Origin of the sequence: Gluconacetobacter entanii (assembly GCF_013155425.1) — a bacterium.
GTDB classification, from domain to species: Bacteria; Pseudomonadota; Alphaproteobacteria; order Acetobacterales; family Acetobacteraceae; genus Novacetimonas; species Novacetimonas entanii.
This window is the reverse complement of record NZ_JABJWD010000019.1, coordinates 1-12467: the sequence shown is the minus strand read 5'-3', so window position 1 is coordinate 12467 and position 12467 is coordinate 1. Positions and strand designations below refer to the sequence as shown.

General features: G+C 52.4%; 9 protein-coding genes and 3 pseudogenes. 7 read left to right on the top strand and 5 right to left on the bottom strand.

What is annotated here, in order from left to right; translation table 11 throughout:
* Positions 1–24: 24 nt before the first annotated feature.
* Positions 25–681 carry a site-specific integrase gene (locus HNH97_RS04265; protein ID WP_456305397.1) on the bottom strand — a complete coding sequence of 219 codons (657 nt, stop codon included), beginning with the start codon at positions 679–681 and terminating at the stop codon, positions 25–27.
* Positions 682–773: 92 nt separating this feature from the next.
* On the opposite strand from HNH97_RS04265, the pseudogene HNH97_RS04260 reads away from it, so the two are divergent.
* The 4 genes and pseudogenes from HNH97_RS04260 to HNH97_RS04245 all read left to right on the top strand — a co-directional run.
* Positions 774–1220 (top strand): annotated as a pseudogene (locus HNH97_RS04260) (ATP-dependent DNA helicase); the annotation flags it as partial.
* Between the two features lie 292 nt (positions 1221–1512).
* Positions 1513–2556 carry an ABC-three component system protein gene (locus HNH97_RS04255; protein WP_216657523.1) on the top strand — a complete coding sequence of 348 codons (1044 nt, stop codon included), beginning with the start codon at positions 1513–1515 and terminating at the stop codon, positions 2554–2556.
* Positions 2553–3053: an ABC-three component system middle component 2 gene (locus tag HNH97_RS04250; protein WP_320442937.1), complete on the top strand. Its 501-nt coding sequence runs from the start codon at positions 2553–2555 to the stop codon at positions 3051–3053. Before HNH97_RS04255 ends, HNH97_RS04250 begins: the two co-directional genes overlap by 4 nt.
* Positions 3053–4909, top strand: a complete 1857-nt coding sequence (locus HNH97_RS04245) for a hypothetical protein (protein WP_171789985.1) — start codon at positions 3053–3055, stop codon at positions 4907–4909. Before HNH97_RS04250 ends, HNH97_RS04245 begins: the two co-directional genes overlap by 1 nt.
* Here the strand turns inward: HNH97_RS04245 and HNH97_RS04240 are convergent.
* The 4 genes from HNH97_RS04240 to HNH97_RS04225 form a co-directional block, all read right to left on the bottom strand.
* A complete protein-coding gene (locus HNH97_RS04240; RefSeq protein ID WP_171789984.1) occupies positions 4906–6237 on the bottom strand; it encodes a hypothetical protein in 1332 nt (443 codons plus the stop codon). The genes HNH97_RS04245 and HNH97_RS04240 overlap by 4 nt on opposite strands.
* Before the next feature lie 401 nt (positions 6238–6638).
* Positions 6639–7718, bottom strand: coding sequence for a hypothetical protein (locus HNH97_RS04235; RefSeq protein WP_171789983.1), 1080 nt, complete (start codon positions 7716–7718; stop codon positions 6639–6641).
* Between the two features lie 382 nt (positions 7719–8100).
* Positions 8101–8721: a hypothetical protein gene (locus tag HNH97_RS04230; protein WP_171789982.1), complete on the bottom strand. Its 621-nt coding sequence runs from the start codon at positions 8719–8721 to the stop codon at positions 8101–8103.
* 214 nt (positions 8722–8935) lie between these two features.
* Entirely contained in the window at positions 8936–9694 is a 759-nt protein-coding gene (locus HNH97_RS04225; RefSeq protein WP_171789981.1) for a hypothetical protein, read from the bottom strand.
* Between the two features lie 415 nt (positions 9695–10109).
* On the opposite strand from HNH97_RS04225, the gene HNH97_RS04220 reads away from it, so the two are divergent.
* From HNH97_RS04220 to HNH97_RS04210, 3 genes and pseudogenes are all read left to right on the top strand, one after another.
* The gene (locus HNH97_RS04220; RefSeq protein WP_171789980.1) at positions 10110–10925 is read left to right on the top strand and encodes a hypothetical protein; all 816 of its coding nucleotides are present in this window, start codon (positions 10110–10112) and stop codon (positions 10923–10925) included.
* Positions 10926–11176: 251 nt separating this feature from the next.
* Positions 11177–11671: pseudogene (locus HNH97_RS04215) on the top strand (ParB/RepB/Spo0J family partition protein); the annotation flags it as partial.
* Positions 11670–12296, top strand: a pseudogene (locus HNH97_RS04210) (hypothetical protein); the annotation flags it as partial. The pseudogenes HNH97_RS04215 and HNH97_RS04210, both read left to right, overlap by 2 nt.
* Positions 12297–12467 lie beyond the last annotated feature (171 nt).

Below are 12467 nucleotides of genomic sequence, written 5' to 3'. Positions count from 1 at the left end.
CTGTTGATTGGGTATCTTCGGTATTCAGGCCTGTATCCTTGTATCGGTGAGCGCGGATGAAATGCGCTGGGCGACCTGATCCGTCGAGCGTTTGACATTTTCCCGCTTTAGATGGGCGTAGCGGGAGGTGGTCTTGATGTCGCTATGGCCCAGCATCCGGCCGATCATTGTCAGGTCCGCTCCCATCTCCAGGGCATCCGATGCGAAGGAATGACGGAGATCGTGGAGCCTGACGCCATCCAGGCCTGCCGCCTTGCGGATACGACGCCACGGCTTTTGCAGGTCAGTGAGATATGCGCCAGCCTTGCGTCCGGTGATGACATAGGGATTGTCGGGCAGGCGAGGGGTGGCCTTCAGGACGTCAACAGCCGCCGTGCCCAACTGGACTGTTTTCGCTCCGGTTTTGCTGTCGGGGAGGCGCAGTTCCGCTTCATTCAGCCAGACATGCGCCCACTGAAGTGTCTGGATTTCCCGTAACCGGCAACCCGTGAGGGCAAGCAGACGGATGGCCCGTGCCGCTTCGGGCATATCTTCGGTGACCTCGTCGAGGCTCTTTCCCAGGCGGGCATACTCTTCTCTGGTGAGGAAACGCTCCCGTCTTTCCTCCCGGTAGCGTTTGACGCCCCGGCATGGATTCACACCGTCCTGGCGGATACCCCATAGATCGGCAAGGCTGAACATCTTTGACAGAACGCCCAGCGTCCGGTTGGCCTGATAGGGGATATGCCGGAAACTGCCATGAAATTCGACGACTTCCGCCCGTGAGAGGTCGGCCAGGCGAGGTGAAGGTCGGGCGGTTCGGCTGGACCTACGGTCCAGGCGACAAGGTGATGCAGATTACCAACGATTATGACCGAGATGTCTTCAACGGGGATCTTGGCGTTATCGACAGGATCGATATCGAAGAAGGCGAACTGACCGTTTCATTCGATGGACGGGAGATCGTTTACGGTTTTGGAGAACTGGACGAGTTGGTGCTGGCCTACGCGACGACCATTCACAAGAGCCAGGGATCGGAATATCCGGCGGTGGTCATCCCGCTGGTGACGCAGCATTACGCCATGCTGGCGCGGAACCTGCTCTACACGGGCGTCACACGGGGGCGGAAGCTCGTTGTGCTCGTGGGGCAGAAGAAGGCGCTTGCCATCGCCGTGCGGAACCAGGGCGGGAGGCGGCGGTGGTCAAAGCTCAGGGAATGGCTGGCGGGCTGCGTCGCATGATAGATAATGGGCGTGTCTCAATGTCGGTCGTTCGCCGCCATTTAGGTAAGTCCCGAAACCGGCCATTCGTTCAGGCGACATGCCGCGGTCGGGATGACCCGGATTCAGACTAAAAGATTTCGAGTCTCCTTCTGGCTAAAGCAGCCGCTCCCAGTACAAGCCTATGGCCAAAGGCGACTGACAATGGCAGGGTTTGTCCAGGGAATATGTGACGAAAAGAAAAAGCGACCAAACTGTGAGCCAAATATCGGAGTTGAAGCCGCCCACGCCGTGGCCGGGTGCGAACGCACGCTTGCTCGGCCTCGGTGTCGGGCTGCCAATATCGGCACTCGATCGTCTTGGGAATTTCAGCGCTGCGGAGTTCGAGCGCTTCACCCTGGAATGGGCAACCGACTATCTGGCAGTGAAAAGACCCGAAATCGTCGAGGTTCAGCAGCGAGGGGGCGCAGGCGATAAGGGCCGCGACGTCATCGCTTGGCATGATCCAAACACCGTCCCGGTTCGCAAATGGACGCTTTATCAGTGCAAACACTATGGGGCAGCCTTGGGTGCGGGCACAGCAGCGGCAGAGATCGGCAAGGTGCTGTTTTATAGCCACCGGGGCGACTACTCCTTTCCGAAAGAGTATCACTTCGTAACTCACAAGGGCGTGACTTCGCCGTTTCAGGACCTTCTGGATAAACCCGAGGACCTGCGGAAGTTCATCATCGGCAATTGGGACGAGCATTGCCGGAGCAAAATCCGGAAAGATCCCGTTGATCTGACGGCCGCACTCAAAGCCCACATCGAGAGCGTCCCTTTCACGGCTTTCCGTGCGAAGCAGCCGCTGACCCTTCTGAACGAACATGCTCAGACCAAATATCATCTGACTGTTTTCGGCGCGCCGTTGATCGATCGCCCGAAGCCGCCCGAACCGCCGTCCGAGGTGGCACCTGGCGAGAACAAATATGTCACCCAGCTTATGGCAGTGATCTCAGCCGATCTTGGCCAAACCGTATCGAATCTAACCGACTTCCTACATTCAGATAAGCATCACCGATTGTTTGATCGCTCGCGCCTGACCTTTTATCACGCCGAGGGGCTCAAGGAACTGGCGCGGGATCAGATGGCTGACATCACATTCTTTGATACGCTTTTGAAGGAGTTCCACGACGGCCTGTACCACTGGCATACTAGCGAGCCTGACGGCTACCCGCGGCTGATTGAAACCGTTAAGGCGTCGCAGAAGATTCAGCTCAGCAAGCACGCGCTCGAGCCTCATGTTCTTCCGAACGACAGAGAGGGTATGTGCCATCAGATGGCGAACGAAGGTCAGGTCCGGTGGTGCGACATATGAGCTTGTCGCATCATCAGGGGCGACCATTCAATACCCCGATGGAGTCGGGAATGCGGCTCCTATTCGCACTTGAGGAAGCCAAAGGCGAGGCTTTCGATCTCCAGCGTCTCGTGTCTTACGACTATCTGCTGGTCCATTCCGGCGACGTGGAGGGAGGCCCGGTGAGCCTTCACCCCGCCGTGCCGTTCAGGGGAGGAGAGCTTCTGGTAAAGCGCGAACTCGTCCGTGTGGGTCTCGACACCATGTTCGCGAAAGAGCTTCTCGAGAAGAGTTTCGAGCCTACCGGAATTTGCTATCGCGCTACGACACTCACAGGTGCGTTCCTGAAATTGCTCGTGTCCGCTTACGCATCTTCGTTGCGCGCGCGGGCAACCTGGGTGGTTTCACGCTTTGCGGCCTACACGGACGATATGCTCGAAACTTACATGACCGAAAATGTCGGCCGGTGGGGCGCTGAATTTGATCGTCTTACCGCGATCAGGGAACTGGAACTGTAATGCTCCAGATCAGAGAAATACGCCTCACGGGTCCGAATGTTGAACAAGCGTTGGTCAAATTCGGTCCAGGCCCGAATGTCATCGCCGGTGAATCCGACACCGGCAAAAGTTACCTGCTTCATTGCCTCGACTATATTTTCGGGGCCGAGGAGCTTAAAAAGCGCATCCCGCAAGCCGCACCCTACGACGAACTGAAAGTCGAGTTCCAGAATACGGCGGGAGACTATCTCACATTAGTGCGCAGCCTTTCCGGCGGCGACCTCAAAGCGCATCGTTGCCAAATCGACGCCATCGATGGAGATGGCGAGGCGATCGCATACCGACGGCACGGCACCAGCAAAGCTGATGACGTAACATCCGTCCTGTTTCCTTTCGCGGACATCAAGGAAGCGATGCTCCGCAAGGATAACGATGGGAAAACGCAGCGGCTTACGATCCGCACATTCTTGCCGACGATAATCGTCGACGAAGTCTCCGTGATCGAAGAGCAGTCACCCGTTCTTGGACGGGCGGGGTTTGATGAGACGGCGCGAAAGCGCATGTTCGCCTATATGCTGTCTGGCAAAGACGACTCCAGCGTTGTCGCCAGTGAAAAGAAGGCGATTGTCACGGCTCGTTTGAATGCCCAAATCGCGCTGATCGATGATCTGTTAGCGCCATTGGAGCAGCAGCTTCAAGCCACCCCAACGGATCAGACAGAGGATTCTATCGAGAAAATCGACGAGACGATCGCCAAAGTTTCTGATGAACTCGCCGCGATCGAAACGGAACGCACTAACTTGCTGAATGAGCGTGATGCCGCGAGAGAAGTGAGAACCAAGGTTGATACGCAAGTCTTGGCGATTGATCAGTTATTGATGCGATATCAGCTCCTCAGTGAGCATTACACGTCGGACCTGAATCGTTTAGACTTCGTCGCAGAGGGCGCGCATTATTTCGATGGCTTGCAAACCGTCACTTGTCCGCTCTGCGACCAAAATATGGACGAAGAGCATGTTTATAAGGCCGCTCAGGCCAGTGCAGATGTCTATGCAGCTGCGAGAGCAGAAGCCGCAAAAATCCTTGCTCAGCGTGCGGATCTTGAAGACGCCATCGGTAGCCTGGAGCGGCGGCGCGAAGCGCGCGATGCGGAAAGGGCGACTGCACTAGCCGCGTATCAGGGGGCCGAACGCAGGCTTGCCAGCATATTGCAACCTGCTGCCGCCAACAGCACCGCGCAGCTTCGCCGACTCAATGCGCGGCGACTGGAGTTGGAATCTGTCCGTAACACGAGCGATCAGGTCGAAACTCTGCGCGCGGTCAAAGCAGAAATCGAGCAGAGCAACACTGGTAAGGGCAAAGCCAAGCAGCAGTGGGAAAGTCTGCCCGGCGCCCCCTTGCTTGCATTCTGTAAGGAAATCGAAGCGGTTCTCAAGGAATGGAAATGGGAAGGCGAAGGTCGCGTTGAGTTTGATGAGAAGAATTTTGACATCAAGGTCGATGGGCAAGCTCGACAGTCGCACGGAAAGGGCTTCCGGGCCGTCTTGTATTCGGCTTTCGTGATCGCATTGGTTCGCTACTGTCAGAAGAAGAATCTTCCTCATCCGGGGGTCGTGGTCATCGACTCGCCATTGACCAGCTATAAGCGGCGGGGTGCCAGGGATGTAAAGGGTTCTGATAGTACCGTAAGCTCTGGCGTCGAAACAGCATTCTGGGAGGCGCTCACCAAAATTACCAAGGACGTGCAGGTCATCATCGTAGAGAACAAGGAGCCGCCCGCCAGTGTGGCCGCCGCCGTACACTATGAGTGGTTTGCTGGAAATGAGGCCGCCCCCGGCGATCGGGTTGGCTTCATTCCCAAGGCACCGGACAACTAACCCGCTTCCCAGACACCATCGGTGCCCTTCGGCAACTCACCCCAATGGTCGGGAACCGGCCTTTTCCAAACCTCGTAGAGCGGAGCGAAGGCGAAGTGGGCGCCGTTCGTATGCTCAATCGTATCTGTGAGGGTGAACTTTTTGCCATCCCGCAAAATCTCGGCACTCAGATGGATTGGATCGCCGTCCTTTGAGACGGCGATGGCCGTCAAGAACTCTTTTCTGTCCGGAGAGTCTACGGCGCGCATATATGGATTGGCGGGGTTCACCGGTGCGCTCCATGTTTCGCCGATCATGACGACGGCGTCTGCACCGACCTTTTGAGCCTGTTGTGCTAAGGTCCGCATCATCATAAATTTGTGACCATGCTCTATCGGCCGCAGTTCGCGAAAGTCGATTGGCTTTCCATTCCGAAGGAGGATGACAATCGTGATGTGGTAGCCGTCCTTCTCGAACATTCTGCGCGCCGCTGCGAAAAGCGATCGGGCATGGTCGTGTATCTTGCCGCTGTCGGAGTACATCGTGGAAGGGTTGATACCATATCGCTTTTCGAGCTTTGGCCCCTTCGCCATTATTTCTTCTCGACCGAGCTTCTTCTGAAGCACCTCAAATTCTAGTGGATTGCCTGTCGCAAGCCATACATCGAGAGTGCGGGCGTCTTCATGCCCTATCATGCACGGAAGGCGGCCTTCTTGATCTCCCGCCGCGAATTGCTGTCCAGTGTTCACGTTTGTGGAGACAGGTGCGACCAGTCCCATCTGCTCGTGCGCCGATCGAACCAGTCCAGATAAATGCCCATAGGCAGTCGCCACCGCATCCAGCAGTTCCGTGTCCGGCAGTGAATTCTCTATCCAGCGACGGCGTATACGCAACACGCCGTCCTTCTTAATGTGCTGGCCGACCAGAGAATCGGGAATGCTTCTGACCAAGGCCAGCGGCGCGTCCGAAAGTGTGGCGGGCACCTGAATCTTGGGGCCTTCGTCCAGATGAGAGGCGACAATCTCGGCACTCACAAAACTGTGCGCCTCGAGATCGCCCTGCTTTTCTATCTGATTGCGAGCTTCGACCATCCAGCGCATGAGCGGAATAGCTGCCAGCTTCGCCTGCCACCCCTTGTACCATTCTTCGAAATCCGGAATGAGCGCCTTGTTCTTTTGTAGAACGAATGACACCTGCCGCGCCGTTTGAATGGCGGCCTGGATGGCAACCCGGAACTCGTCAGGTTCGAAATACGCCCGTTCGGCCTGATGCCAAAAGCGATGGACATCTTCCAAGCGACGATCGATCGCCGCCAACGGACATTGATTTTCGTCGTGATCCCAAGCCATGTTACTGTGGAAATCCTACCGGGTGTCAAAAGTGACGATGCTGAAAGCTACTTGCTAGAGTAAACACAGAAATAGACTGATGGCCAGCACGTCCGCTTCCGAGTGCTTGTGTCTGGGAGCGGACAGGCGGGTTTCCCCCGTTGATCTGCCTGTCTGCTCAGTGATGCAGGAGCAGACAGGTAGCAGTCGCCCTCATCCCGGACAATCATTCTTCTTAAAATGTTTCTGCATGGCGGACGCAATTTGATACAATTTCAACCGTAAAATTGAGTCAAACTGAATCAATTTATTCCATCCCAAAATAGTCGACTGTAGTAAGCGCAGGATCCTCATGCTACCCGCATAAGACGGTCTATTGCTCATCATCTAAGGAGTTAAAGCCACCCAAATAATGGTAAGAATTATTTTTTGTCATTTGGAATAAACTTCATAAAAACATTTTCTTCTTCAGCTATCTTCAAGGCTGCAAAAATTTCAGGACATTTCTCTTCATAAGCCTTTAGATCATCCCACTTTGGTGTAATCTTGTCATCTATCTGGTCTAGGGACGTTAATATATCAGTGAAAATCTTGCTCAGTATATCAGGGAGTATAGCGTTGAGATGATTGTCCTGAGAATAGAAACGCTTGCGACCTCCAGCAGTAAGTAGCCGACCTCTCTGATAGTCAGGCATCAGGACAAAGCGTCTTACCACTTTTTCTGCAGAAGCATGCTCATAAACCCTGGAGAAATGGTCAATTGTACCATTGTGGACGGTTTCGTCGCGCAAAGACATAATCAAACGAAGTTCGTCACTTAACTCACACAAAGGCGTACCCTTCGCCAACGGAGCATGTTTCCATTTTCCGAATGAAACATCGCTTGCCTTCGATTTCCAAGAGGTCATTCCAGGCTTTATATTTGATAAGTCAGTGACATACTTCGTACTAAAATCAAGGAAGCTCACAATTTTTTCGATGCAGAAATTAAAATTGGTCCAAATCCTGAAACCTAAAGGCGAAACGGTGTTCCGATATGTCTCTCCTGCTCCAGTCAACTGTAAGTCAAGCGGGACGTTTTCATAGAGATTTGGCGCGGCAAGAGCTGCATATGCGTCCCCAAGACTAACAATAATATGATTAACTATATTTTGCGCTACGTGGTTGTAGTGCCTAATTGAATAATAATATAAAAGACGCTTCGTTTCGTTATCTATTATCCCCAACACGGCGTTGTTAAATTCATCTCGACTACACAACGCCTCCGGGTCTAACCCAGCATGCATAATATTAAAATCAGAACCCTCTAACGTATTCCAAAACTGATCGGCAGATTCAAACAGCAATTGAAGAGATTTCATGTTCAACCTCTCAAATGCATCCATGATGCCACGAGAAAGTGAGCTAATTTCTTGATGCTGCCAAATCCCTTCCGGAGTTATGGTAAAATATTCCCCCTCTGGCTTGATGTCTGATCGCTCCCCGTATAATGAGACGTACATTTTTTCTTCCCGCCACTAGGCTATATTGAAGTTGGTCAGCAGTATAATATAAAATCATCTGGCCATATCATTTTAACGCCGTTTACGGACCGGCCGCAATCGCCCTCATGCCGGACATAAGAAAAGCTGTTGGACTTCTGAAAAGCAGACATAATCCGTGCAAGCTCCTGCTGTCACTTTGAGCTGAAAGCGGGCTGACCATTATGGGAAATAATCGGCGAGGACGCAGGCATTTTGGCGGGTTGCTGCAAAAACGGAAGCTTTTACGGCGGCATGAGACACCCGTGAAGAGGGGTGGTAAAATGTTACAAAAGTCCTTGCAAAATCGTCGTCATGTTAAAGGCTTATCTTTGTGTCTGACGACACGCTGCAGGTTGCTACTTCACCAGCGTTCGGACAGTGCTGATAACCGCTCGTGCTCCGCAAAGATGTGCTCGGCCAGGGCATATTCGGCATCGGTTACTTCGCAATATTGAGGGTGATCTTCATATTGCGAACGATCAGCCTGCCTGACGAGGTTCAGTAGTTTGCCATCGGCACAGTCGGGAGACGCGCGTACCAGCGTCTTGATCTGACTAAGAGGAAAGGTGCTTCCATATTCCATCTCCGCCGAGGTAGAGATTTGTCGGTCTCCGAGCGCCTGCCAAGCAGTTAACATCTTCTGAAGACCACCTCGACGGCGCCGGAGCGCCTTCCAAGCATTCCTGACTCGATCTTTGACATAAGGCGCCAAAGGGGATGAGCATGTTGTCATATGCTGTTCGTTGAACAGAGTAAGCATGGGACGATACAGCTTAGTCAGGCGCATACGGGCCAGTTCGCGCCGCCGCTCCCGACGCGAACTGGCGGACGAAGCGATGGTACCAGCAATCCGGGCGAGCATGAATACCATTATTGCAACGGCTACCAGCGGGATGTAGGCCCGATAATCAGCCGGCACCGCTGTATTCAATGTTTTGTTCTGCCAGAGTAGTAACGCTACTATCGCGGCTGCCACAAACATCCAAATAGGGGATCCCTTCAAACTATCCCATATGTCCTTCATTCAGCACCTTCTGCCCTTGCTTGGGATCAATTGCCTCCTAGACGACTTCGGAAGCCAGCAAGATAGGCCCAGACCAAAGAGCATAGTCTGTTCCATCTCGTCTCGGTCATTCAGTAAAGGTAATAATCCGTTGAAAATTTGACGTTGATAATATAATTACTGCATAAATAGATTATAATTTCTGAATCTCTTCCGAAAGCCAGCGATGAAGCAAATCCATAACAACTAAGAAGTTATTTATTCTGCGTATTTTATCAGAAATTCTTATGTTTGAGAAAATTAGCCCACTATTTTCAAGGGCCATAAGTCGTGCTATGGGAAGTAAAATATCGTAATCATCTTTATTTACCTCTATTGTTCTTCCACAAACCTTTTCAATATATCTAGAAAATAAATATTCATTTTGAGAGAAAATAAATCCGAGAGCCTCCTCATATTTATTACGGTTGTCTTTGTCTTGCAGTTTTGCTCCATATATCCCGAAATCTGGAGTATAAGCCCATATTTCATCAACTCCTGGCCGCATTAATAGCATCAAGTCCGGGTGACTTAGAGCTCGTTCATCGGGATGAGTATGATGTATTGATATTATCGCCTCTGAGTTGTCATATAAAATTTCCAATTCTTTGGGAGGATCGACCTTGTCTTCTTCTCCGATAGAAAAACCTGCTTCCCCTGATTTAAAATCTATCCCCCAGTAATTTTCCTTTTTATTTTCGGCATAACGTTCAATAAGTATCTTATATTTATCCAAGTATTCATTCTTCCATGTAAGCATTTTGCCCTCTGCATAATTTCTCACGTCAGTATATGATACATTTTTCGATGACGATCCAGTCATCGGACACTGCGGCTTCAGATTTCTTGATGGGAGAATGCATCTGTCAACGCATGGTTGGTTCAGGCTCATCTGGATGGAAACCTCGATCATCCCAATATGTGCTTTTGTAATCCGATCGTTCTGTCGCCGACTTTCTGCTCACCTCTATAAACAGCCTGGTTGCTCAGTGAATGGCCGCAGACAGGCTGTAGTCGCCTTCATTCCGGAGTTAACGCGCGACTTTTACCGTTCCCGAAAGCGGCCCTAGATTAGGTGTCACAAGTATATAGATAGACGCCAATGTTCGCTGCACGATCGCGCATGCCTGACTTACGGTCTCGGCCTTCAGAGCATTATCTGCAGAGAAACAAAACGCACAACGATAAACGGCAAGAACGCGCAGATGCATAAATTGATAGTCGACTGCGTTGGTTCCAAACCGGCATTAGATTTCGGATGTCAAGTATGTCGCAATCTGGACAGAATCAGTCTAATGTAACCAAATTAATGTTAAAAAGGTTATGAGATGCCTCGTGTTGTTCCATCCCAGATTGTAACATTTATTAATCAATCGTCTGCTAAAAGAATCGATGTTAGCAAGGACGTGTATCATAAGGGGCAGAAGGAGGCGGCTGAACTAAGTACAATTTCTTCATTGCTATCGCAAATTCCTCCAGAACTCATTCGTGTTGATCAAAGCGAATATTGTCTACTTGTATTGGCTGATGCAGCGATTAAAAATTACGTTGAGAGATTAAAAAGGGGAATATTGCAAGGGCTACGGTATCCAGAAATAAACAACAAGAACTGCGCCATTGTTATTTTAGATATTCTTAAGAAATGTCCCGATGCAACACCTGTTCCATCGACTACAGAACTGACATTCATCGACGACGAAAGACTTGCGGCTAGTATTCGGTTGGATCTGTCGAGCGCTGCATCAGCTCTTCATAATGCTGAATGGAAAGCCTCGACAGTACTCGCAGGTTCGGTATGCGAAGCTTTGTTACTTTGGGCAATTTTACGTGCGCCTAATCTAACTGCTTTAACTAACCGTCCCACCAGAGCTCCTGACCGTTGGTCAATCGAAGATTACAAAAAAATTGCAGTTGAACTTCGTTTGATTGCCGAAGGAACTGGTCACCTTGTCGATCAGACCAAGCAGTTTCGGAACCTTATTCATCCCGGTTGTGCTTATCGCCAAAATGAGAGCTGCGACCGCGCTACCGCTTTGACAGCGTTGTCGGCGGCGGAATGTATCGTGCGGGATATCTATGTCTCGATCAATGAAGGAAGAATTAACACTGCGCACGCGCTCCCAGAAGATTGCTCAGATATGTGACTATGAAATCGTCACCTTTTCGACATTTCTCGCAATAAGTGACTGGCCTATCTGAATGTCTGGTTACGTCTTCAACTCGACCGATATCGGACCATCCGTTCACCCCCCCATTGCTGTAGTTTCCTGCCGGGAAAAGGCCGCAGATTTTGGGCGGGTCTGGGGCCTTCAGAGTCAGAGGGCTGCGCGGATTTTCGTGACGGGTTGAGAGGATGGGAGAGAGTCTCCTGTCCGCCCGTCATGGAGTTTTCGCCATGGCGACCGCTATTCCCAAAATCAGCCTGAGTTCGTCCCGTGACATCCCCTTCAACCGGCTGGTGCTGTCCCAGTCCAACGTGCGGCGTGTGAAGTCCGGCCTGTCGATCGAGGAACTGGCCCGCGATATCGAACGCCGCGGGCTGCTGCAGAGCCTGAATGTCCGCCCCGTTCTTGATGGCGAAGGGGCCGAGATCGGTACCTACGAAGTGCCTGCCGGTGGGCGTCGTTTTCGCGCCCTCGAACTGCTGGTAAAGCAGAAGAAACTGGCCAAGACGGCACCCGTGCCGTGCGTCGTGCGCGAGGCCGGGTCGGCCATTCTCGCCGAGGATGATTCCCTGGCCGAGAATGTGCAGCGGGTGGCCCTGCATCCGCTGGACCAGTTTCGTGCCTTCCGTGACATGCTGGAAAAAGGCATGTCTGAAGAGGAAATCGCCGCCGCGTTCTTCGTGGCGCCGGCCGTGGTCAAACAGCGCCTGCGGCTGATGACGGTGGGCCACCATGACCCATAATCCCTATGTCGATATCACCAAGGAGACTACGACGCTCTACGCATCGGATCGCGATGTCTTCCTGTTCCTCGTGGACGACACGCACCCGATCGAAGCCGGGCGTCTGCCCAATGGCGATCCTGACCTCTATTTCCGGGGCTTCTATGCCTGGAATTCGGAAGTTGGCAGCAAGAGCCTCGGCATTGCGTCATTCTATCTGCGTGGGGTGTGTCAAAACCGCCTTTTGTGGGGCGTCGAAAACTTCGAACAGATCACGATCCGGCATAGCAAGTTCGCCGCTTCGCGCTTCGTGCATCAGGCCACTCCAGCCCTGCGGAACTTCGCCATAACCAGCCCGGCCTCGTTCGTCTCCGGCATTCAGGCATCACGTCAGGCGCTGGTGGCAAAGACCGACGAAGATCGCGAAAGTTTCCTGCGTCGTCGTGGGTTCTCGAAACCGGAAACCACGAAGATCATCGAGACGGTGCTGCACGAGGAGGGACGCAAGCCCGAAAGCGTGTTCGACTTCGTGCAGGGAATTACGGCACTGGCGCGGACGAAGACCAACCAGGACACGCGGCTGGATCTTGAGGGCAGGGCACGCAAGCTGATGGAGAAGGTCGGATGAATGCGTCCATCATCAGACGCCGGCGTGATGGGGAAGGGGCGGCGGACAGGGTCCGCCGCCTTTTGCCTGTCGGCAGGTCAGTCGTAACCGGCCGTTTGAGGCCGCCTTATGATTGAGGATTGTGACTGGTAACTTACCGTCGTTAACGACGTCGTTATTGACGTCATTTGA